This is a genomic window from Marimonas lutisalis (assembly GCF_005434965.1).
Taxonomy (GTDB): Bacteria; Pseudomonadota; Alphaproteobacteria; order Rhodobacterales; family Rhodobacteraceae; genus Marimonas_A; species Marimonas_A lutisalis.
In genome coordinates this window covers 1,017,942-1,039,563 of the sequence record NZ_SKCI01000002.1, presented here as the reverse complement: position 1 = coordinate 1,039,563, position 21,622 = coordinate 1,017,942, and the positions used below count along the sequence as shown (strand labels likewise).

Annotated in this window: 19 protein-coding genes; 7 read left to right on the top strand and 12 right to left on the bottom strand. The window is 55.7% G+C overall.

Annotated features, from left to right (window positions below; genetic code table 11):
• Positions 1-152 precede the first annotated feature (152 nt).
• Positions 153-629, bottom strand: a complete 477-nt coding sequence (locus tag E0501_RS13130; protein ID WP_137701780.1) for a hypothetical protein — start codon at positions 627-629, stop codon at positions 153-155.
• Positions 630-1,204: 575 nt separating this feature from the next.
• On the opposite strand from E0501_RS13130, the gene E0501_RS21375 reads away from it, so the two are divergent.
• The 3 genes from E0501_RS21375 (at position 1,205) to E0501_RS21560 (ending at position 3,723) form a co-directional block, all read left to right on the top strand.
• On the top strand, positions 1,205-2,146 hold the full coding sequence (locus E0501_RS21375; protein WP_205123497.1) for a hypothetical protein: 942 nt from the start codon (positions 1,205-1,207) through the stop codon (positions 2,144-2,146).
• An 8-nt stretch (positions 2,147-2,154) separates the two neighbouring features.
• Complete coding sequence (locus E0501_RS21565) at positions 2,155-2,991, top strand: 3'-5' exonuclease family protein (protein WP_235857844.1); 837 nt, start codon at positions 2,155-2,157, stop codon at positions 2,989-2,991.
• Between the two features lie 147 nt (positions 2,992-3,138).
• Positions 3,139-3,723, top strand: a complete 585-nt coding sequence (locus tag E0501_RS21560) for a hypothetical protein (protein ID WP_235857843.1) — start codon at positions 3,139-3,141, stop codon at positions 3,721-3,723.
• Between the two features lie 227 nt (positions 3,724-3,950).
• Here the strand turns inward: E0501_RS21560 and E0501_RS13115 are convergent, their stop codons facing one another.
• The 4 genes from E0501_RS13115 to E0501_RS13100 all read right to left on the bottom strand — a co-directional run bounded on the left by E0501_RS13115 (position 3,951) and on the right by E0501_RS13100 (position 8,236).
• On the bottom strand, positions 3,951-4,373 hold the full coding sequence (locus tag E0501_RS13115) for a thermonuclease family protein (RefSeq protein ID WP_235857842.1): 423 nt from the start codon (positions 4,371-4,373) through the stop codon (positions 3,951-3,953).
• A gap of 94 nt (positions 4,374-4,467) precedes the next feature.
• Positions 4,468-5,541, bottom strand: a complete 1,074-nt coding sequence (locus tag E0501_RS13110; RefSeq protein WP_137701779.1) for a flavin monoamine oxidase family protein — start codon at positions 5,539-5,541, stop codon at positions 4,468-4,470.
• Positions 5,542-5,753: 212 nt separating this feature from the next.
• Complete coding sequence (locus tag E0501_RS13105) at positions 5,754-6,731, bottom strand: alpha/beta hydrolase (RefSeq protein WP_137701778.1); 978 nt, start codon at positions 6,729-6,731, stop codon at positions 5,754-5,756.
• A complete protein-coding gene (locus E0501_RS13100) occupies positions 6,728-8,236 on the bottom strand; it encodes a flavin-containing monooxygenase (protein WP_137701777.1) in 1,509 nt (502 codons plus the stop codon). The genes E0501_RS13105 and E0501_RS13100 overlap by 4 nt, the downstream gene beginning before the upstream one ends.
• Before the next feature lie 294 nt (positions 8,237-8,530).
• Here E0501_RS13100 and E0501_RS13095 point away from each other — a divergent pair, with 294 nt between their 5' ends.
• Both E0501_RS13095 and E0501_RS13090 read left to right on the top strand, forming a co-directional pair.
• Positions 8,531-9,355: an SAM-dependent methyltransferase gene (locus tag E0501_RS13095; RefSeq protein WP_137701776.1), complete on the top strand. Its 825-nt coding sequence runs from the start codon at positions 8,531-8,533 to the stop codon at positions 9,353-9,355.
• A gap of 28 nt (positions 9,356-9,383) precedes the next feature.
• Positions 9,384-10,625 (top strand): Coenzyme F420 hydrogenase/dehydrogenase, beta subunit C-terminal domain, encoded by a 1,242-nt coding sequence (locus E0501_RS13090; RefSeq protein ID WP_137701775.1) that lies wholly within the window; start codon positions 9,384-9,386, stop codon positions 10,623-10,625.
• Positions 10,626-11,534: 909 nt separating this feature from the next.
• On the opposite strand, the gene E0501_RS13085 is transcribed toward E0501_RS13090, so the two are convergent.
• From E0501_RS13085 to E0501_RS13065, 5 genes are all read right to left on the bottom strand, one after another.
• Positions 11,535-12,926, bottom strand: a complete 1,392-nt coding sequence (locus E0501_RS13085) for a hypothetical protein (RefSeq protein ID WP_137701774.1) — start codon at positions 12,924-12,926, stop codon at positions 11,535-11,537.
• 685 nt (positions 12,927-13,611) lie between these two features.
• Positions 13,612-14,328, bottom strand: a complete 717-nt coding sequence (locus E0501_RS13080; RefSeq protein ID WP_137701773.1) for a hypothetical protein — start codon at positions 14,326-14,328, stop codon at positions 13,612-13,614.
• A gap of 1,235 nt (positions 14,329-15,563) precedes the next feature.
• Complete coding sequence (locus E0501_RS13075) at positions 15,564-15,932, bottom strand: nuclear transport factor 2 family protein (protein WP_137701772.1); 369 nt, start codon at positions 15,930-15,932, stop codon at positions 15,564-15,566.
• 94 nt (positions 15,933-16,026) lie between these two features.
• The gene (locus E0501_RS13070) at positions 16,027-18,165 is read right to left on the bottom strand and encodes an SdrD B-like domain-containing protein (protein ID WP_137701771.1); all 2,139 of its coding nucleotides are present in this window, start codon (positions 18,163-18,165) and stop codon (positions 16,027-16,029) included.
• A 158-nt stretch (positions 18,166-18,323) separates the two neighbouring features.
• Positions 18,324-18,626 (bottom strand): hypothetical protein, encoded by a 303-nt coding sequence (locus E0501_RS13065; protein WP_137701770.1) that lies wholly within the window; start codon positions 18,624-18,626, stop codon positions 18,324-18,326.
• 343 nt (positions 18,627-18,969) lie between these two features.
• Here E0501_RS13065 and E0501_RS13060 point away from each other — a divergent pair, with 343 nt between their 5' ends.
• Positions 18,970-19,677 (top strand): IS6 family transposase, encoded by a 708-nt coding sequence (locus E0501_RS13060; protein ID WP_137701769.1) that lies wholly within the window; start codon positions 18,970-18,972, stop codon positions 19,675-19,677.
• Here E0501_RS13060 and E0501_RS13055 read toward each other — a convergent pair.
• Positions 19,617-20,336: a serine hydrolase domain-containing protein gene (locus tag E0501_RS13055; RefSeq protein ID WP_205123496.1), complete on the bottom strand. Its 720-nt coding sequence runs from the start codon at positions 20,334-20,336 to the stop codon at positions 19,617-19,619. The genes E0501_RS13060 and E0501_RS13055 overlap by 61 nt on opposite strands.
• A gap of 149 nt (positions 20,337-20,485) precedes the next feature.
• Here E0501_RS13055 and E0501_RS21370 point away from each other — a divergent pair, with 149 nt between their 5' ends.
• Positions 20,486-20,680: a hypothetical protein gene (locus E0501_RS21370; protein ID WP_205123495.1), complete on the top strand. Its 195-nt coding sequence runs from the start codon at positions 20,486-20,488 to the stop codon at positions 20,678-20,680.
• Between the two features lie 29 nt (positions 20,681-20,709).
• Here the strand turns inward: E0501_RS21370 and E0501_RS13050 are convergent, their stop codons facing one another.
• Complete coding sequence (locus E0501_RS13050; RefSeq protein ID WP_137701768.1) at positions 20,710-21,483, bottom strand: SDR family NAD(P)-dependent oxidoreductase; 774 nt, start codon at positions 21,481-21,483, stop codon at positions 20,710-20,712.
• Between the last annotated feature and the right edge of the window lie 139 nt (positions 21,484-21,622).

Below are 21,622 nucleotides of genomic sequence, written 5' to 3'. Positions count from 1 at the left end.
AAGGACCATCGAAACCCGGCGCTTGCTTCACCGCAAATCCGCCGCATAATCACAAAAACTAGATGAGCCAGATCCTCTCTTAGCTCAGGCGGCCATCTGTCCCAAAAACCCTGACGACGGACACCGGACGATAGCATCGACGGCGGACAGCCTCATGAAAAAGGCTTGCCATTTGGAGCGGGACGCCACCCTTTCTCGAGTGGCGACACCTTCTCCGGGCCGAGTTCGATGACACCTGAAAAACCCTCTCGCGCTACGAAGAATTGGATATCTTCCTCCTCCACGTCGTATTTTACGGTGACGTGGGGCCGAAAGACGCCGTCGGCATAGTCATGCGTTGCACCTAGCGCCAGATGACGCGCATGATCCGCGAAGATCTTGCTATCCAGCAAGGGAATGGCAAGGTGGCCTTTGATTTCGAAAGGCTTTGCATTCTGCAACTGTACGGAGAAGCTGTCGGTTGCAGGCGTGATGTGATCAGGATGGACCGGCGTTCGGCAATAGAGGACGGTCATATGCAAGTCGACCGGGTCGATGATCCCGGACAACCCGAGCTCTCGAGCCCATGCCGTCAATGCCCGACCATTCATAACCTGCCGCCGGATGTAAACGGGAATGCGATCATGCATGCGCGGTCTTCCTTTCTGCTCAAGTCGAGTGACCAACGACGTGCTCCAAGTGGATCTCTCGATCGCCAGGTTTGAACTGATAAGCAACTAGAGGACCGGTCGCCATGCCTGCGGAGTAATCGAGGCAGAGCGCATTGGGCGCCTGGCGCTTGAGGCGCCCGCTCAGCCTATAGTGTCCGAAAAACACCGGCTTCGCGGTAGTGGGATAAGGGATACCGCGCGTCTCGCCCAATCGCTGTCGAAGCACTTCCGCTGCACATCTGGAATTTTCGTTATTCGTGCTTTCATGTTTCACGAAAATTACCTATTGACTGCGCGCCCAGCTTGCCGCTATAAGACTGCATGATGAAGTGATTCACGGACTAACGAAATTGGCGAAAAAGCAGATGAGAGACTATCGGCGCATGTGTGTGCGGGAGGGCTTTGAGCTCCTCGGGATCGAAAGTGGCGGCAAACACTGTCGCCTTCACTTCGAGGCAGGCTTCGTGACCGCACCCGTAACCCCCTCCGATAACCGCAACATGACGAACGTACGCGCTGAAATCCGGCGCCTACACCGCTGAAAGGATAAGAAAATGAATGATGTACCGACCGCAGCAGACCGCCGCGATGCATTTAAAGAATTTTTGCTCGGGGGGGACGATTGGGACTACGCCGAGGCCCTGCATGAGCTTACGATGCAGTCTCTGGAGCAGATCGAAGACCTTATGGGCCCAGAATTGTCTGCGTCTCCGTTGCGCCAGCTTGTCCAGCCCATTGCAGATGTCGGCCGCCCGAATGTCGAAACCTGGCGCGAAGCAATGGATGATGTCTCTGCGTTCTACGGTGTTCTCCCGATTTCCGCTCGGTTCTTTGAAGCTTCCCAGTATGGCCATTTCGGCGTGACGCCGGAGGAGATCGAATATGGTGAACGTCCTGCATGGCTTCGGGCGCTCGTGGCCGAGGTCAAGGCATTTGCGGCTCGTAGCGATGTTGCGCATCTCTACGACGGGGACAATGCACTGTTGCGGATTTCTGGCCTCGCTTGCTCACGACTGGCGATCGATTTCGGTGAGGGAGAGGTTGATCTGCGCTCTCTGGCCGTGCTTGGCGGTGTCTCCGAGGGCCGTGTGCGCAACCTGCTTTCAGAGTCCGACGGCCCCCTTGAGCGCGGCCCTGATGGCGGGATCAAGGCGCTGAGCGCCGCCTCCTGGTTGCAGAAAAAGAAGGGCTATCTCGCTTCGGTCTGGCAGGAAGAGGGGCCTTTTGTCGAGCAGGCCGATGAGAATGCCGACGTCGTGCCGGAGAGGGTGATCTTCGTGCCTGTCGCGCGGGATGGGTCTATGTTCACGCCTGACCTTCAGCGCAACGGCAGCTATCGCATCGGAGCAAAGGGAGCAGAGGAGGACCATGCAGATTTCTCAGTGGCCCTGTCGCGGCTGAATGCCATGTCGGTCCCCCGCTGGCGACGGCCGAACGAGAAGGGAATCTGGGGCATCGTCAGTGGTGTCGCCTGGCAGCGTATCGAGAAGAAGTGAGGCATCACATGACCATTCCTACCGCAGCCGAGATCCTCGCACTGCTCCGGGCGGCAACGCCGCGACCGACCTCCGAAGCTCCGCGTGATGCGCGTGGCATCTATGGCCTCTTCGATCACACGGGCGCCTTCCGTTATGTCGGCTCGACCTCTTCGGAGGCCGAGACCTTCTACAAGCGCATCCATCGACGTCACCGCACCGGCTCGGAGAGCACGAGCCATTACTTCTCCCGCATGTATAACACCGGGCGGATGTGGCGCCTGCGCAATGACCCTGCCACGAAGGCGGACGGCGATGTCGCCAAGAAGCTACGCAACGCGTTCATCGCGCGCTATTGCGCTGCGGTCTGGGTTCCCTTGCCGGACCATGCCGATATTTCCGGTCTCGAGGCGCAGGTCATTGCCCTTGCGCCCGCCGATATGATTGCTTGGAACCGCCGCGGGATGGAGGCCTATGAAGAGCCAGAAGCGCTTGTCGATGCACTGATCGAGGAGCTGGATCTGAAGCCCGTCGAGCTTGCGGCTATCGGACGACAGCTTGCGCGGTTTCGCGAAGGCACTCCGGTTGGCGTGCCTCGTGGCATCAAGCCTGCCCTCTCCGGAGCCTTGCCGACGCTTCCCGATGGGCCCTTCCGCTTTTTCGCGCTTGACGTAGAGACCGCTAATCATGATCGCGCGAGCATCTGTCAGTTGGGTCTTGCCTGCGTCCGCCCCGATAACCGCATCGAGACCTGGGTGACCTTGGTTGATCCGCGCACCGATCGTTGGGTGTTCAGCGATCTGCATGGGATCACAGCGGACATGATTGTCGGAGCGCCTGGCATTGAAGACGTGCTCGAGCTCTAGGAGAGGCGCCTGGTAGGATGCCCCGTCTATCAGCACTCCGAGTTTGATCGCAGTGCTATCCGTGCGGCCTGCGCCACGCTCGATCGAACGGAGCCGAACTGGAACTGGCAAAACAGCGTTACCGTCGCGCGCGCGGCTTGGCCGGAGTTGAAGGACAACGGCGGGCATGGCCTTGCTTCTCTGAAGCAGCACCTCGGGTTGCGTTTCGAGCATCATGACGCCGCCGAGGACGCGCGTGCAGCCGCGGAAGTTGTGCTGATGGCGGAGAGCGGAGCAAAGAGCCTCGAAAATGTTTTTGACGTCATCGAAGATGAGGAACTCATCCCTTCAACTCCTCCCGTCGCAGACGTTCCCCCTCGACATGAGCTTGCTGCGGCGAAGGCCGAGGAGGCACTGACGGTTCACAGGTCAACAAACGGTATCATTGGGCGCAGCGTGCTCACCCAGGGCAATCTCAACAACAACCACTTCTACCTGCGCGAATTCATCAGCGCTTTCCCCTCAGAGGTCATCGGCGGCGGCAACAGGGCCAGCGCTGCCCCATGCACCTTGACGATCGACTGGGGTGGCTCGGTAACGGTTACCACCGACATTGACGGCTCAAAAAAGATCTTCCGTGATCGGTCTTGGGTCCGGAACTTTTTCGAAAGGAATACTGCGCGCGCTGGTGATGCTGTTGAGGTCGTCGAAACTGCACCTTTCTGCTACCAGGTGAAACTCGTTCGAGCTTGAAATGTAACAACTCGATCTCGTCCCAGGACAGAAAACCGGACTGGTCGGTAGCGTCGACGACTTTTGCCTGCAGCACCCGGCCTATAGAACCAATTCTGGGAATAATCTTGAGACAGCACCGCCCAGACCGCTCAAGGGCGGCGCTGTCCCTTACCGGCGCTCTGCTGCTGTTCATTACCACTGCAGAGAACGACCGGGTTAAGCGGCACTAACACTGCATGCGAAGACTACTTGCAGTAGCCATGGCTCGGTAGCTTTCGGCTGTCGTCAGTTTCATAGCTCGAATACTTGCCGCCCGAATAGCGTGGACAATCGCGCGCGTGCCCAGCCGCGATAGCAAGTGCACCAATATCCTGATCGTTCTTGAGGTAGCAGGTGCCCACCCAACGGTCGTAGGTTTTCTCTCCGTTCAACCAGCAGCGCACAGGTTTCCTCAGCACGAGCTTCTGCATCCAGGTTTTAGCCGCGCGACCGCCCCGCTCATTGAGTTCAGGTCCATCAACGCCATTCAAACGGACCGGCAGATTACTGACTTCGATGGTATCGACGTCCCGCACATGTGTGACCCTGCCCTCGATCCACTCCCCTGCTATGGTGGGCACTCCGATCATTGCCACAAATACGGCAGGCAGGCAGACCGATTTCTTCAAAACTTGTTCTCCGTGGTTTTGTCGTATTGCTAAATAGTCGGGCCAGTTTGGCATCCTCTATGACCAGATTAGATGCAACATTGATCCGAGGCCATCAGGAAGCTCCATAATCCTGAGTTCTGGCACCAAGGATTTGTGCGGACACGCGTTCGGCAGAATACAGTGCGCCTTCCATCAAGCCTCCCATATCGGAGGCAATTTCAGTCGAGGCGAATTGCAGTCTGGCATCCCAGATCTTCTCTAAAGCCGGGGGCAACCCGTATGACGGATGTCCTCCTGGTGGGTTATGATCACGGTCTGTGGCCGTTTCCGCTTCAAAGGCCCAGTCCATGAGCGCTGTCGTCACAGGCCTCATGGCGTCCGAGCCGAAAATCCGTGCCAGTTGTTGAAGTGCTGCGGCCTTGATTTCCTCTGCGCGCCCGAAACGCTGCGCCGCCGGCACGCCAAGAAAGCCGAACAGCGCCGCAGGCGTACCGTTCACCCCGGACGCATCATGGATTTCTGCGAGAGGGCCTCGACGGCTCATCGCGTCGCCCGAATATCCTGCCGCGCGCCAGAACGGATTGTCATAGACGGCAACGAACTTGGCGTGACCTGCCATCCAGGTGGGAATAGCGGAAAGCGCCTGCATGACATCGGGCGCGAGCATCGGCTCGAACTGCAGCTTCGCAGCGACGCGCGGAGGCAGGGCAAGAATGATATGCTCTGCTTGGCACTGCATGCGCTCATTGAGAAGAACCATTCCGTTCTGAGTGATTTTATTGACATGACTGAGCAGGTTCAGCCGATCGCGCGGCAACCGCGCGGCCAGACGTTCAATCAGGCCGATCATGCCGCCTTCCAGACGGAACGACCCTTCCATAGAGGCAAAGCCCTTGGCGCGATGTACGGTCCCGCTTTCATCTTCGAAACACTGGTCACCCGCCGAGTATTGGGGAAAAGCACGGAGACCGAGGTCTTCGATTAGCCCGGCGATGCGTGGCTGTCCCGGCCAGAACCAGGATGGTCCAAGATCGACCTTGCCTGTCGGAGTATTCAGTGCCGAAATCCGTCCTCCCAGTCTTGAACGCGCCTCGAACAACTGGAATTCCACACCGGCATTGTGCAGGCGGTCCGCGAGGGCCAATCCGGCCAGACCGCCTCCGACGATCGCCACTTCAGTCTTCATCCTCAAGGCTCCGTCCATGGATCATGCGAACCAGATCAATTATCGAGAGGTGAACGAAAGGGCAAACAGACTTGGCGCCCGGGCGGGCGCCGACAATAATTCAGCTCAGCAGAAAAATTTTTGACCCGACTTCTAGGGTTGATCTTGTCGCAGAAAAAACGCCAGACAAATCCGCCATCACTCTACCCAACACAAATTTAGTATAACCGCACTTACGCGCCTGTATTGCCCGGTGTCCTTTGCCAGCACGTGAAAAGAAACCGGGCAATGTCGTGATGAGACCTTTCGGCATCATCGACAAGGCCAAGCTGGGTAAAGAAGCCATGAATCATGCCAGGATAATCAACGTGCTCGACCTCCACGCCGGCCGACTTTAACTTTGCGCCATAAGCTATGCCTTCATCATGCAGCACATCGCATTCGGCGGTAACAAGCAACGCTGGCGCCAGACCCGCATGCGACGGCGCATTGCGCGGACAGGCGCGCCAATCATCGCGCTGCGCGGCGTCGGGTAGGTAACGATCCATGAACCACTTCACCGTGTCGGCCTCGAGGATACCATAGCCTTGGGCATAACGGGTATGAGATGGAGTGCCGCCGCGATAGTCGATTACCGGATAAACCAGCACCTGCGCTGCAAGGGCCACCTCACCTTCCGCCTGGGCCATCAGGGCAACCACAGCAGCCAGGTTGCCCCCAGCGCTGTCGCCGCAGACTGCCAACTTGGCGGGATCAAGGCCAAGCGTGTCGGCCCGCGCGGCGACCCAGCGCGTGGCGTCGTAGGCGTCCTGCGCCGCGGCAGGAAACGGATATTCAGGCCCCATCCGGTAGTCCACCGAAACCACGGTCGCACCCGTCGCGCGCGCAAGGTATCGCGCGGCGCTGTCATGACTGTCGAGACTGCCGAAGACATGGCCACCACCGTGAAAAAACACGATGGCCGGCGCGTTGGCCTCATCCGAGGCCCGGTAAATGCGCAGCGGCACGTGGCCGAAGCCCGGCCCGGTTGTGGTGTTGACGACCTCGGCGACTTCAGGCGGCGGATAGCTGTCGAGCCGCGCAGCCGCCAACTGTTCGACCAGATCACGGGCCGCGGCCGTAGAAAGATCGTGCACCTTTGGAATGCCGAGTTCGGCCATCTTTTCCAGCATCGCCCGCACCTGCGGGTGAACGTCTTCGGGAATACTCATGCGCTGGCTCGCCCGCCGTCATAGACGAACAACTCGTCGGTCAGGTCGATGTTTGGGAACTCATCCTTTTCGTGCCAGTAATCCTGTGTGTGCTGCCATTCCCTTGTGGTGCCGCGCTTCGGAAGCAGGTGCATGCCACGCATCAGATAACCGGGGTTGAAATCCTCGGGGTCCACCCAGGGGCTGAGTTTCATATCTCGCTCGGAGGCCCGAGGCATCGGCTCGACGCTTTTCGCACCGATGGCGTTCATATGCGCCAGGAGACGGCAGACGAAATCAGCGATGAGTTCGGAACGCAGGGTCCAACTGGCGCGGAAATACCCAAATACCCAGACCATGTTGGGAATTCCGGTAAACATCATGCCACGATAGGTCAGAGTTTCATGGAAATCGAGCGGCACGCCATCGACGGTGAAATCGATATCACCTAGCACATTTAGGTTGAACCCGGTGGCGGTGACGATGATGTCAGCTTCAAGTTCTTCGCCCGACTTCAATACAATTCCGGTCTCGGAAAAGCGCTCGATCTCGTCGGTAACCACAGAGGCATGGCCGTCTCGTATCACCTTGAACAGATCACCATCCGGAACCATCGCAATGCGCTGCCGCCACGGACGATAGCTGGGGGTGAAATGCTTTTCGACATCGACGCCGTCACCGGCATGCGCACGCACGAGGCCCAAAAGCTCCTGCTTTACGGCCTCGGGTTCGTTAATGCAGCGACGGATAAAGGCATCTTGATCGTACAGGATGCGCTTTCGCACAATCGGATGGATCAGCTCTTCGTCGACCTCGATCTCCCGCAGCGCCTGGGCCAGTTCGTGCACATTGGGCCGGATATTGAAATAGGTTGGCGAACGCTGCAGCATGGTGACATGCTGACACTTGCTGGCAAGGGCCGGGACAATCGTCGCCGCCGTCGCGCCTGAGCCGATTACGACTATGCGCTTACCGGAGGTATCGAGGTCGTCCGGCCAGGTCTGCGGATGGACGATCTGCCCCTGAAAATCCTCCACACCTTCCCACTGCGGCGTGTAGCCTTCGGAATGGCGGTAGTACCCCTGGCACATCCACAGGAACCCGGCGGTGAACCGGGTCTCTTCCCCGGTCTCCAGCCGTGTTGCGGTAAGCGTCCAGAGGTTTTCGTCACTCGACCAGCGCGCATTGGTGACCTGGTGGCCATAGCGGATGTGGCGCGCCATGCCGTTTTCCTCGATCACCTCGCCCAAATAGCTCAGGATTTCCTCGGCCGTGGCGATCGGAGGTCCAACCCAAGGTTTGAAGCGATAGCCAAAAGTATACAGGTCGCTGTCAGAGCGAATGCCCGGATAGCGATGCGTTTTCCAAGTGCCACCGAAACCGTCCTGGCTTTCAAGGATCGCAAAGGAGGTGCCGGGCAACTGATCTTGCAGGTGATAGGCCGCTGCGACGCCGGAAATGCCTGCGCCAACAATCAGGACATCAAAGTGTTCAGACATTTGAAAATCTTTTCTGGCCGGTTGCATTAAAAAAACAGGTTAGCGTCCTTCACGTGCGTTTTCACCCGGTTTTCTTCTGAGCCTGCAGTAGCGTTGCGTAAGAATTGAATTCACTTTGCCGGTTACCAAATAGGCTCTTCTCTTCGATGTAAGAGCACTCGAACGAAAAACTGCTGGCCGCGTTGCGTCCCCGTGCTTCGTGAACGGCAACTGCCCCGACTGGCTCGGTTCGGCCTGACTGCAAACATACCGCGTCTCGACCTTGCGGTGCCTTTCTGCAAGGATCTGAGAAACAAGTGTCGGGCCTCGACAGGGATAAACATGCAGCAGACCGTTCACGACACCGATGGAGCCGCTGGCTACTACAACGATACGGATGTCTCTGCGTTCTACAGGCTTTGCTGGGACGGCGAGGACATTCATATCGGGCACTATACTCCAGGCAATGAAACCATCGCCAAGGCGTGTGCCGCGATGACTCAGCTACTGATCCAGAATGCTCACATCGTTGCCGGTCAATATGTGTTAGACATAGCCTGCGGCTTCGGCGGGACCCTTCGAACTCTCGCTCGATTGGGTTGCCACGTAGAAGGGATCGATATCTCCGAGAGATGCGTGGCCGCTGCACGCTCAGCCAACCGTGCAGCGGGGCTTGACGATCGGATCAACGTCTCGCTCGGGGACTTTCACATGATCGACAGTCCACCCGGCAAATGGGACGCCGTCATTTGCCAGGAATCGCTGATACATTCGCCTGATCGCCCCAAGGTCTTTGCCGAAGCGTTTCGCGTGTTGCGACCGGGCGGTGTTTTCGTGTTTTCCGACATCCTCACTGGCGACAAAGCAGACATCGCTCTGGTCGATGCGGCTTTTGCCCGGTTGGGCGTGGCACCTGGCGCCACGGTCCAAAGCTATGTCGACATGGCCACCGATGCGGGCTTCAAGATCGAGCACGTCCAGGAGAGGCAGAGCGACATCAAAATCCATTACGACAAACTGGCCAAAGTTCTCGACGAACAGAGCTCTGGCCTTTCCCCTGATGCTATGGCCTCCATTGCCAGCAGTATAGAACGCTGGCAGAGGGCGCTTGCAGGCGGCCATATTACTTGGGCCTACTTTGTCGCGCGCAAGCCGAACCCTGTTTGAAAATTCAATTCCAGCGAAGAGAGCACCCATGCCGCACAGCTTCCGAACCCTAGAAGACATCATCGACAACGGGTTTTGTATTGGGTGCGGTCTGTGCAAAGCGTTGGCGCCTGGCGCTGTCATCACCATGGTGGAGTCCGAAAACGGGCATCTACGCCCGCGTGCTTCAAACCCCATTCAAACCGAGCAGGAAGCTGCAATCATGAGACTTTGTCCCGGCATCAACATACATGGGCCATTCGGCAAAACCATGGGCGATGCCGATCCTGTCTGGGGAGCGGTAAAAAGGGTCGCTCGGGGCCATGCAGCCGATCCAGATACCAGATTCAGAGCCGCGGCTGGCGGCATCATGACCGCACTCAGCCAGTTTCTTGTCGAGAGCGGCCGGGTCAGCAAAGTTCTGCAGGTCCGGGCCGACCCGGAGAATGCGGTGGCCTCTCGGCCGGTTGCGAACCGTGACGCGGAGTCAGTGCTTGCGAGCTCCGGATCTCGCTATGCCACCTGCGCCACGCTCGAAAGGTTGCCCGATATTCTGGCAGAAGGCGAACCGATCGCCGTCGCGATGAAGCCCTGCGACATAGCGGCGATCCGAAATCTGCAGGCTGAGAACGAGCGGGCACGCAAGTTGATTGTATGCACCATCGCGCTGTTTTGCGGAACAGTCCCCAGCCTTGAGGCTTCGGACGATTTTCTCGCCCGCCGCGGTTTGACGCGGAATGATATTGTTGAGTTTCGCTGGCGTGGACACGGTTGCCCGGGGCCGACATATGCGCGCACAGCAGACGGTCGTGAATTTGAAGGCGCCTATCGCGAATTCTGGGTCGACAACCACTGGACGACGCAGTTTCGCTGCAAAATTTGTCCGGATGCGGTGGGGTTGCAGGCAGACATCGCCACCGGCGATGCCTGGCCAGGCGGCTGGCCCAAGGGTGAGGACGACGGCTGGAACATGCTGATCGCCCATACCGAGGTGGGAGAACACCTGCTGGCGGATTGCGAAGCAGCCGGCAAAATCTGGCTCGAGGACTCCGATATAGAGTTCGTGTCCGATACCCAGCCTCACCATGTCAGCCTCCGGCGCGCCCTTGCTGCCCGGCTTGCCGCTGGCCGTATCGCCGGTCTGCCCGAACCTAACTTCAGTGACCTAGGGCTCAATGCCTGTGCAGCGGGTCTTGATCCGGATACCCTGGCGAAAAACTTCGCTGGCACGCTAAGACGCATTCGCGCGGGTCAAGGCGATGAAGCCGTAAAGGCGGACTACGCAGACTAAAAGAAGCTGTCTTCGTTCCCGTCTTTTATTCGCGCCGCTCTGGTGGTGTTCGGCCGGGTTTGCCGCAATTTTTCGCGCTCAGCAGCACGAGAACGTTAATCTGTCAGAGACGAAAGTTTCAGTTTTTCAAATATACTCATATTTTCCATTGAGTTGCGTGAGCCTCTGCGAGTCTCGCTTGAGGTTTGAAGGAACGATTTCTCCGCACAATTCGCATAAAGACTGCCTGTGGGTCACGAAAACGCGAAAAACCAGGCTTGCTCCGAAATCCGGCCGTTTTGATGCTGCGAAGACGGGTTTTTCACAAGGGATTAGTCCATCTCGGTACTTTTGTTATGAGATCAGTTATGAATTCCTGTTAAGAAAAACTATTTACCCACAAAAAAAGCAAATCTTCTTTAAGTATTCGAACACTTGCGCTGAGTGCCCACAACGGTGACCCTAGCCTGTGGATAAGCAGCCTGACCCTGAGTGTGAGGTGCCAAACGCATACCAGGATGGCACGCCCCCAAGGTGCGACTGCAGAAGAATAGCGCACTTTTTGGAAAAATTGGGCGCACCGGCATCGGATTTGAGCCCAATCTGCGCACTTCGGCTGATGTCCACAAAAGCACTAATACCCAACCCTCTGGGTAACCTCAGTTTTTAGACTTGTTCACAGATGCAAGCCTGTCAGCACAAGGGCCGCAAAACTTAGCGAACCGGTTCTTGCACGACTAACGCCGCCACGAGTTGCCGGAAGATGAATCTCTTGCCGAGAAACTTCACAGAACTCACCTGTGCAGAAAAAGCGACTTTCAAATGCCTGGAACTTGCTCCAATCCATCGCGTCCACCGTCTGGTGAGCAGCAATAGTCATTCATTTCTTGCTCGTTATGTTCCACAAATGCTGGCTCCATGCTTTTGCCCCTAAAGCAGTAAGCCGTACAGCAAGACCCAGACCGTTAACAAGAATGCTGTGAAAATGAAGTAACCACCGTTCCACTTCAAGCCGACGTGAAGTGCGCTGACACCTCCAAAGGATCCGATCAACAAAGTTGTCGCAGTGAAGGGCGACGTCGCACCGCTGAGTGCCCAACCCGAAGCGATAGCAACGACAAGGGCGGAAGGAGTGACGTTGAGAGCATCGGGATTGGGAATTAGCGGTGCAATCAGTGTGACTGCGAGAATTGGGTTCATGCCGACTTGTCCAAGAAGTGGAATGACCCAAACCAGAAGCGTCAGCACGACCCACGCAGGTAGGGTGTCAGCTTCGAACCCCAGTGACAGCACGAGAGGTTGAAGCAAAGGCGCTCCGACCGTTCCGATGTATCCCGCCATCATAAGGAGAACGATTTCACCTCGATAAGCTGGTAACTCCTCGCTCAGGTAGCGCTGCGTCCGCAGGATGAAAGAGGCGTCTGAACCAATGCCACGGTGCTGCATTATCGCCCAGACGATCGAGATAGCCGGCACTACCAGCATAACAACTCCAACGACACGAATCTCCAGAGCGAAATGAAGGCTCAACACTAAGACCCCAAGCACGGCGAGCAACACGAAGAGCGGCGCCAGTAGCCCCCATGATCCGTCGACCGGCGTGCGCTGAGGCGCATTTGCAAGCCGCGGCTTGAAGATGCTGTCCATAGCCCAACCGCTCAGCAAGATTATCGCAGCTGAACCAAAACCCGGTAAAACGGACGACGCCCACGTAGCACCAGGTATCAGGGCGGTCGTGATTGCCATAGCGAATGCAAGAGGTGACCAGGGCAACGAGGCTATGAAGCCACGTTGTATTGCCAACAACATTCGACGGGTCCGAAGCCTTCGGATCAGTGGGTCCGCTTCTGAACGAGTGGATTGCGTCGCAAGACCGCCCAACAGTGAAATTGATCCGTAATTGATGAGAAGCGCGAAGAGGTGACCGCCAACGGTCAATGCAGCATACCTGCGACCAGGCGGCTGAGTGGCAAGGAACTTACCGGTCTTTCGGAGAGACGGAGACGTCTCAGCAGCGTTCCGCAAGGTGGAGAGCGCCGTAAAGAATGCAGCGATGAAAGCGGCTTTATCGAGACCATCCAGGGAGAGGCGGAGCCAATCGTCGCCGACAATACCAAGCGATACCGAAAGCGCCAGCCCGACAAGGACAAACGCTTTCCGCGTTGCCCGAACTCGGGTGCTTAGTAGTACGATTATCAGAAAGGCCAAGCCTTCGATGAGAAATGCCGGGATACGCGCTCCCCATTCACCAAGTCCGAACACACAGGTCAACAGGATCAGCAGGCCTGCAGCAAGGCGGTCGAGTTTTGATGACAACGCCATACCCGGGCTCCCTGTTGCCTGGGAAAATTTCCCTGATAGTTACGCAAGTTTTCCCTGTTATTTTGAGCAGGGAAATCGTCTCTAACACTCTGAATTTACTCTTTGATTTATGAAGCAATACAGCCAAAAAGCCCAGAGTTCGCAGAATTTCCCTGTTCTTTCACTGTAAAACAGGGAAATTTCACCCGAGACCGGATGGCCGAAGACTGTGCACACAGCCACCTTTCTCCGAGCCATAACGCTATCGATCGGCCTCTCTCCAAGGGCTCAGAAGTGCCCCAGTTTATGCCCCAGCTTGGGGGTTGCTGGTTCGGGGGCTGATAACCCATGAGCAGGAGCATGATCTGGTCGGGGGGTTAGATCAGGGGGAATAGGTATAAGTAATGGATAATAAGGAAGAGAAGGAACCTAATAAGGAGCCCTTGTAGAGCCTCTAGCAGGACCCACCTAGAAGGTAACACCCGAAGGAAGAGGCCCCATGACCCCGATTAATCCATATTTCTCTCGGTCCCTAGATGTTCATAGATGGTCGGATCACCCCGAGGTTAAGGCCTTGGTGGATGAGATTTGGGATGGGTATCTGCCCGAGGAGGTGGTTGGGGGTCCAGGGCCGAAGCCTAAGATGGCGTATCGGAAGCAGACATTCGCGAGGACTGGCTAGAAGGTCTGTATTGCGGACTTAGCGTTATTTCTGGATTTCGAAGCCAATTCTGAAGCCAAGAGTGCATAACCGGTCGAGAAGTGCGAAGGAAAAGACGATTTGCCCCAGCATTTCAGCGGTTTCTTCAATGAAGGTGATGCTGAGATAAATAGCCCAGATTTGGTTATCCAGCTGCGTGTAGATCCAGCCAACCACTTCCATGCCAAGAGCGCCACCGACGTAGATGGCCGCGGATATGAGCATCAGCTTTCTGGTCCGCGCTGGTTGGGACATGATAAAATTTCGGAAGATAAGATACATCAGCATCAGCAAAGGGGCAGCAAGCAACACCCAGAAGAATCCTTGGCCCACACCGCCGAAAATCAGACGTGACAGAAAGCGACCGGAGGCTTCATGCAACGAGGCAATTTCGTCAATCGAGAGCGTTGCGAACACAGCTGAGAGCGTCCACCAGTAATTTCGGTTTCCATCGGGACCCATTGCGAGAAACGCGAGTAGCACTGAGTTCATCAAGAGCAGCGCACTGGAGAACCAGGTCGGGATATTGTTTTCGTGATCAAGTTGGAGGAGTTCGAGAAAAAATACCGTTCCCTTGAAAGGCTGGGGGGACAAGATGAAGGGCAGCACGTTCACTAGTGCGCCAGCTAAGCATACTGCCAGCCACATCAAGATAAGGAGCCGTAAAACTGCACGGGGCAGAACCGGTGCTTTCGCAGATTCTTTATCCAGGCAATCTTTCAAAGAAGACCCCTAGTTTTCGGAAATATAAATTGTGACCAAGAAATAGCCGGAAAACGGCGCATTTTTCAAGTATGTGGGGCATTCCTGAAGAGCGCTTTTCGGCGGAAGATAGTTGCCTGTGTAGTCTGATGACTTGATCCCAGTATAGAGCTAAGTCTGCATCAACCTTCTTCCCTAGCAGCTTCATAGCGCGAGACACACGTTCAAACCTCGATTTTGTTGCGAGAATCTTCGCCGTTTTGTAATGTAGCAGATACAAGTTTCATTATGTTTCCTCCTGTCGCCTCGCCCGCACTCTCCCTGCGGGCGGGGTCTTTTCTTGCCACCTCGTCGTGAACCTCCCAAAAACCTGCGGAAGCGGTTTGTCGTGAAGCGAGCCGTCAGCCGAGCTAAAGTGGCCGATGCGGTCCTCTTGCGCCAAGGCCAGGATAGGCCACAGCGCGTTTCGCGGTCGCAATTCGTCCCGGAAGTGTTTGAGGTTAATCATGAGCCCGAAATGCAAAAGCCCCGGAGATGCGACGTCGCGCACCGCCAGGGCCAAAGTGGATGATCTGTGGGGGATAACATCCACGGCCAAACTCTATGCAAAGACAAGGTGTGTGCAAGTCCAATCTGTGCAATAAGATGTCAGATTTAATCGATAACATTCCTATCTGATCTTGTACTTCACCAAACCGGCAGCCCTCGCGACAAGCGGCAATGTTCGAGAGTTTTGCTTGCCCCACGCATGGTTGTGCATGTCGCGCTTGTGATGGCCCCAAGCAGGCTTGAGCGATCAGGCAGTCTACTGCGAAGACGCCTTCGCACTCGCCAAATAGGGTTGCCCCAGAGTTTTCCCTGTTAAGTCATACCGAGGCCAAGAATTGTTCGCATAATTGCACCCGTAAACAGCGTTCATGCCCGACCATGCTTAAGAAACTTGGGAACATACTGATTTGCTACGGCACGGAGATCTATGTCGCAACTTTAGGTGCGATATTTCTTCTGGTCGTCTTTGGGTAGTAACGGCTTTGTTAAAGTCGACGGCTCCCGCCGAAGCTTTTTCGCTACTCAACCGCAACCAATTCGCTAAACATGCTTCTACTTTGGGCTCTAAGCTGTCGTTCGCCGTGATCGGTTCGAATGACCGCATCGCGGGACGAAGGGGACATTCAAGTTGTCTTTATCTGACGCGCAAGCGCAGCAACTTCTGCGCCTTACAGGCTTTGAAGCCGGTAGTAGCGAGCACCTGTAAGCTAGGACGCCACGTTGAAGGACTTGCTGATAATCACCCAACGGTGGTTGCTCTCGATCATCGCGAGGTGATCTATGAACCACAAGCCTGCGTAGCGACCACCAATACAGATCGTGGCGATATCCCCGTCGACTCTAATACACTCGACGCGACACTCTTCCCGACCGTGCTGTCCAACAAGACTTTCCGTCTCTTCGATAAAGCTGTCGAGGTCTTGCCAGAGTAATTCGCCCTCATAACGGCCTATAATCGAGGCCCGGGCATCGAACAGTTCGCGCAAGGCATCCCGATCCCCGGTCACCATGGCTCGGTAATAGCGTTCTGCGGTCTCCGCGATCTCAACGCTCGAATCTGAATCGTGCTTCACCATAGCTATGGCTCCAGTCAATTAGGTCTCATTGGAATTGCAGACAATGCTGAGGGACAATTCGGAGTTTCGAAAATGACTGGTTGCAGTCGTCTATTCACGGACTTATCCAGACGCCAGTCGCCTTACGGGAAATATTGCATTTGTGACCCGCTGCCAAAGCCTTGCCTTCGATGAGCGCGTCAAACGTTGTTTCACTCGTAAAGGTGACAGTGAACTCCACCTCCCCAGTCGATCCAGCCTCGGACACCGTCATGTGTCCTACATACCGCCCTGGAGAAGCACGTTCCACACTCAAGCCGTCCGTCATCGCTGGACCGCCCGAGCTTGAAAGCGACATGAAGCCATCGCCTGATGCTAATAGAGTGTCCCAGTTCTCGCTGAAATCAATTCGAACCATATCGACTGAACTGGGAATCGGGAAACTCACACCGCTTGTGCAGGTCATTGCACCGGCCATGTGATTGTTTCGGTAATTTCCCGCGCGCGGCTTGAACATGGGTTCGTCAATGTTTGCTTCCGGCTCAGAAGGTTCTGGAACCGGTGCTTTCTCGCTAGAGGGCCTGGAAGGCAAAGTGAAAGACGGATCATCTTGAGGACGGTCGCCCGTAAAGCCGAAATTCGTGCTCGTCGCAACAAAACCCATAGGAACGTTCAACGTATATGTTGCTCGGGGTGTAGTCAGGATGGGGTCAGGAAATGGCAGGCTAGACATGTCCACCGTGACGCTCAAACTTTCTTCCGGCAGTTCAGCCCGGTAACTTCCATCGACCGAAGTAGACAACGTGATAGCGTCACCGCCATTTCGCTGGGTTATTTCCACTAGTGCGCCCGGAATACCTCGCTCACCGGCATCAAGAGCACCGTTAGCATTTATGTCTTCGAAGACCGTCCCGACGACGACCGACGGCTCTACCTCTCGAAAACCGAAATTCACGCTAAGAGCGACGAAGCCAGGTGGAACATTTAGGCTGTAGTTTTCCCGACCAGTTGAAAGTTGCCCGATGAAAGGCAATGAACTGCGATCTACTTCGATACCGTGATCAATGGAGCCGTCAACGCTGAAGCGATAACTGCCATCAGCTTCTGTTGTGAGCGCGATTACCGCCCCAGTTTCGTCACTGGTAACTATGAGACGCACATCTGCAAGGCCCGGTTCCGACGGATCACGGGAGCCATTTCCGTTTTCATCCTTGAAAACGCTTCCAGTAGTCACGGCCGGTTCAACTTCTGCAAAACCGAAATTTACGTTAGGGGCGACGTAACCAGGCGGCACGTTAAGCTCATAGCTTTCCTGGCCGGTGGTTATCTGTCCGACAAATGAGAGTGATGACTGGTCCACTTCTATTCGGTGCGCGATCTCACCGTTTGCCGAAAAGCGGAAGGCTCCCATTTCATCCGTGACGCGCGTGATCGTCTTCATCGTCGCTTTGTTAGTAATGATTAGGCGAACTCCCGAGACTCCAGTTTCCGAGGGGTCTCGCACGCCGTCAGCATTCTCATCACGGAAGACGACGCCTGTAGCTTCAGCTGGTTGAACTTCAGCGAAGCCAAAATTCGTGTTTGGCGCGGTGAACCCCGGTGGCACACGAAGCTGAATACGTTGTCTACCAGTCGTGAGTTGACTGGGGAAAGGCAGCGAGGATTGGTCTACGGTTATCCAGTGATTCATTTCGCCAGTTGTGGAGAAATGAAAGGAGCCATCATCAGCCGACCGAAACGCTGTCGTTTCCCCCGTTTGGGTATCCGTTACGACTAGATTCACATTCGACAGGCCGGGTTCCGGCGGATCTTGAATACCATTCTTGTTCTCGTCCTGAAAAATGAGACCAGTGACACTAGCCGGTTGTGTTTCCTGAAAGCCGAAATTCACATTGAGGGCAACGAACCCAGATGGCACTCTCAAGTTGAATACGTCGCGGGTAGTCGTGGTGCGTCCAGGGAAAGGTAAGCTGGATTCATCCACCACTATACGGTGATCAATGGCATTGGCCTCAATACGGTATTTCCCCTCACTGTCTGTCATTGACGTCGTCGGCTTGCCACTAGCATTCGCGATTGCCACAACGACAATGTTGCTCAAGCCCCTATCCTCGGGATCCATTTGCCCGTTGCCATTCAAATCCTCAAAGACGGCACCAGTAACTGTAGCAATGTCTTCAGCTGCAGCGGGCGAAGCGAAAAAAGAAAACATAAACAAGATGATGTAGGATACAAAAATAAGTGTCTTTTCCATTTTTTCCCACCTTAAGAACCGAATTTGGCACTGTAATTGATGCTTGAGGGCTTGAGGTCCAGCCAAGGTTGACTTGTCAGTTGTTCACAAGTTCTGGTTTCAAAGACTATCCGAAAACGAGGTGCGCCTCTAACTTGCAGCTATTTCGTGGCGGAAACTTACCTGTCGAATGACAAGCTACGATTTGTGTCCATATTGCGAAGTGTCGGTTTATCAGCATCGCCTTTTCCAGTTCCCCAACTTTTCAATCGCTTAACTTTGGGCTCATTCAAATCGACAACTACAGGTTTGTCGGCATCGCCTTTGCCGGTACCCCAACCACCCATTCTTGACTTGTTCGCGCGAAGAAGGTCCTTGGCAATACCAGCTTTGCCAGGAAGAGTTACATTCCCATCTGCGAGGATAACGTTGGGCACTAGATACAGGCTAGCAACCAATACTGCTGTTTTTAATGAGGTCATGTTGAACTCCCTGGTCAAAGAATAAGGTCTAAATCAGCTCGAGAATAGCAGCTGTTTCCTCAAGTGAACAACTCTTAAGGCTGTCAGAAAAAGGCTGTCAGAAAAGCGACTTGGCCAGTTGCCTGCGTTCCCAAGTTAGGAAAAACAACACAACGCCCCGTTAGTGGAAAAAACTTTCTGGAGAGCGACAACTTTCGAGACCCCTTACAAACAAGGCCTATTGAGCCTTGCTGCTCCATCAACGCACCCCTATTGAGTCGACCATGGCATCGATAGCACGCTGGACGGTCTTGTCAGAGGAACTTTGCTTGAGCCGGGCAGGGGGCTTGCGTAGCCTCTGGCCATGACCAAACGCTCTCCATTCAAGTACTTCAAAACCAGCCCCGAGATCATCCGCCTTGGGGTGATGCTCTATGTGCGTTTCCCGTTGTCACTCCGCAACGTCGAGGATCTGCTGCACGAACGCGGCATAGACGTCAGCCACGAGACCATCCGGTTCTGGTGGAACCGGTTTGGCCCGATGTTTGTATCTGAGATCCGTCGGCGGCGTGTGCAGCAGCTGCGTGCATTCTCGCCATGGCAATGGCATGTTGACGAGGTTTTCGTGAAGATCAACGGTGAACGGCACTATCTTTGGCGGGCTGTCGATCACGAAGGCGAGGTGCTTGAGAGCGTTGTAACGAAGCGGCGAAACAAACGCGCCGCATTGAAAATGCTGAGAAAATTGATGCGGCGATATGGTCAGCCTGAGGTGCTGGTCACCGATCGGTTTGCTTCATACAAGGCCGCGCTTCGCGAGATAGGATGTGAGGATCGGCAAGAGTGTGGCCGCTGGCTGAACAACAGAGTCGAGAACTCGCACCTGCCATTTCGACGACGAGAGCGGGCGATGCAGCGCTTTCGTCGGATGCGAAGTTTGCAGAAATTTGTCGTCGTCCACGCCTCCGTCTTCAACCACTTCAACCAGGACCGAAGCCTCTCCAAACGAGATCACTTCAAACAAAATCGATCCGCTGCTCTGGCCGAGTGGCGCGATCTCTGCGCGGCATGAGGGACAGCGTCACTGTCCTTGCAGAGACGAGTTCGAATTCGTCTGACAGCACCCTGTTCCACCCAGTTTTCTGACAATATCCGTCGGTCACCCCAAGCCCCTTTATTGAGCATCAACTGGCCAACCCTCGCATGGTCGAGTGTGCTGATCCACAACCCACCACCCCAGTGGGCCCCGCCAGACACCGACTGCATGCGAACACCTTCGATTTCGACCCAGGAATTTTCGTAACCATGCCATTGCCATGTGTCCGAGGCCCCGATTGGATCCATAATCCTTTCCTTCAGAACTTCAGGCAACGGCCTTTTCAAGACGCGCAGTAAAGCCGGCGCCAACCGGTTGACGCGCACGTCGTTATATTCCCAATAAGTTCCCGGCGCCTGCATGGTACGTTTCGTCCCTTTCTCCGATGCAGCACCAGGCTTGGCAGTCAGGTTCCGGTTGTGGTCGATCCAGTCCGGTTTATCCCAAAGGGTTCCTTCCCATTCGCTGGTGAGCTGCAACAGCTGCACCCACGTGATGTCGCGATTTTTGTCGCTGTCGAAGCCACCGTCATGCACAAGTTCCCGCACGGGTGCGTGAATGTCCGGGATCAGCCCCTCATCAACGGCTATTCCGGCACATAGAGCCAGGTAGCTTTTCGACACGCTGAAGGTCATGTCGACGCGCTCCACATCGCCCCCAGCTTGCGACAATCGCTCCGTTTCGGAGAATAACGCCGTTCGGGTCACCGCGATCCTTGACCGGTCCTATTGTCTGCCCGATCGGCCAGGGTTCCCCGAAATGACCTTCGGCCAGTGCCGCGCCAATGTCGCGCTTCATCCCGGACTCGTTCCGGATGGCGAAGTCAATGGCATCGGACATTTTCCGAGGATGGAAGCCGGCCTTATCCGGGGCCACGCTCTTCCAGTTCGACGCGATCATGGATTGCTGCATTTTTTCGCCTTTCATGCCTGCGACGCGCATCGAAACCGTCTGCTTTTCTCAAGCCGGGCCTCTTTGACAAAGGCTCGGGAAGATCGGATCAAAGAGCTACTCCCGCACCGGCACGGTGTAGTTCAGAATGCGGCGGCCTCCGTCGGGATAGATAGTCTCGCCAGTGAAATAGGAGGCGTCTTCTGATGCAAGGAAGGCGACGACACCTGCGATTTCTTCTGGCTCTCCGAGGCGACCCATGGGCGTGCGGGAAAGTATGGCATCCATCCCCGCGCGCTCGGTGAAGGCCCCCTTGATTATCTCTGTCGCAATCGTGCCGGGGCCGATACCACAAACCCGGATGCCATGCGGCGCAAAGGCGACAGCGGCCGTCGACGTAACCTGGTTCATACCGCCCTTGGAAATCGCATAGGTCGCCACATTCGGATTGGCGAGCCCGGAATTAATCGAAGACATATTGATGATCACGCCGCCTTCGCCCTGGGCGATCATCGCCCTGGCCGCGGCCTGTGTTCCCAGGAAGGCACCCTTCAGGTTCACACCGATCACATGATCAAAGATGTCCGGCGTGACCTCCAGAAAATCCATAACGGATGCAATGCCAGCATTGTTGACCATGACGTCGATCCGGCCAAAGTTGCGCAAGGTTTCCCCGATAAGCGTGTCGACCTGATCTTTTTCGGCGACATCCGTTACCACGGCCAGGACGTTTTCATCTGTTCCGATCTCTGCAGCAGTCGCGAAAAGTCCTTCAGAGTTCACGTCTGCGATCACAACGCGCGCCCCTTCCTGGACGAACCGTTCGGCTGTCGATCTTCCGATGCCCTGCGCGCCGCCGGTGATGACGACAACCTTTCCTGAAAAACGCATGCTATTCTCCCTCTATAGACGAGACTTTTCGACAATGACGTGCCCGGTCGAATTCTGCGACCATCCCCAGCGCGTTTCGAACCAGGATCTCTTGAGAGGATCAGTACCCCTTTTGCCTCATTCAGCCCTCCCTAAGCCT

Excerpts from the sequence above, each read along its gene's own strand:
- E0501_RS13095 (WP_137701776.1), top strand. The coding sequence starts at position 8,531 with ATGCAGCAGACCGTTCACGACACCGATGGAGCCGCTGGCTACTACAAC.
- E0501_RS21375 (WP_205123497.1), top strand. The coding sequence starts at position 1,205 with ATGAATGATGTACCGACCGCAGCAGACCGCCGCGATGCATTTAAAGAA.
- E0501_RS13090 (WP_137701775.1), top strand. The coding sequence starts at position 9,384 with ATGCCGCACAGCTTCCGAACCCTAGAAGACATCATCGACAACGGGTTT.
- E0501_RS13055 (WP_205123496.1), bottom strand. The coding sequence starts at position 20,336 with ATGACCTTCAGCGTGTCGAAAAGCTACCTGGCTCTATGTGCCGGAATA.
- E0501_RS21370 (WP_205123495.1), top strand. The coding sequence starts at position 20,486 with ATGTCGCGCTTCATCCCGGACTCGTTCCGGATGGCGAAGTCAATGGCA.
- E0501_RS13100 (WP_137701777.1), bottom strand. The coding sequence starts at position 8,236 with ATGCAACCGGCCAGAAAAGATTTTCAAATGTCTGAACACTTTGATGTC.
- E0501_RS13065 (WP_137701770.1), bottom strand. The coding sequence starts at position 18,626 with ATGACCTCATTAAAAACAGCAGTATTGGTTGCTAGCCTGTATCTAGTG.
- E0501_RS13105 (WP_137701778.1), bottom strand. The coding sequence starts at position 6,731 with ATGAGTATTCCCGAAGACGTTCACCCGCAGGTGCGGGCGATGCTGGAA.
- E0501_RS13060 (WP_137701769.1), top strand. The coding sequence starts at position 18,970 with ATGACCAAACGCTCTCCATTCAAGTACTTCAAAACCAGCCCCGAGATC.
- E0501_RS13110 (WP_137701779.1), bottom strand. The coding sequence starts at position 5,541 with ATGAAGACTGAAGTGGCGATCGTCGGAGGCGGTCTGGCCGGATTGGCC.
- E0501_RS13130 (WP_137701780.1), bottom strand. The coding sequence starts at position 629 with ATGCATGATCGCATTCCCGTTTACATCCGGCGGCAGGTTATGAATGGT.
- E0501_RS13070 (WP_137701771.1), bottom strand. The coding sequence starts at position 18,165 with ATGGAAAAGACACTTATTTTTGTATCCTACATCATCTTGTTTATGTTT.
- E0501_RS13085 (WP_137701774.1), bottom strand. The coding sequence starts at position 12,926 with ATGGCGTTGTCATCAAAACTCGACCGCCTTGCTGCAGGCCTGCTGATC.
- E0501_RS13075 (WP_137701772.1), bottom strand. The coding sequence starts at position 15,932 with ATGGTGAAGCACGATTCAGATTCGAGCGTTGAGATCGCGGAGACCGCA.
- E0501_RS21565 (WP_235857844.1), top strand. The coding sequence starts at position 2,155 with ATGACCATTCCTACCGCAGCCGAGATCCTCGCACTGCTCCGGGCGGCA.
- E0501_RS13050 (WP_137701768.1), bottom strand. The coding sequence starts at position 21,483 with ATGCGTTTTTCAGGAAAGGTTGTCGTCATCACCGGCGGCGCGCAGGGC.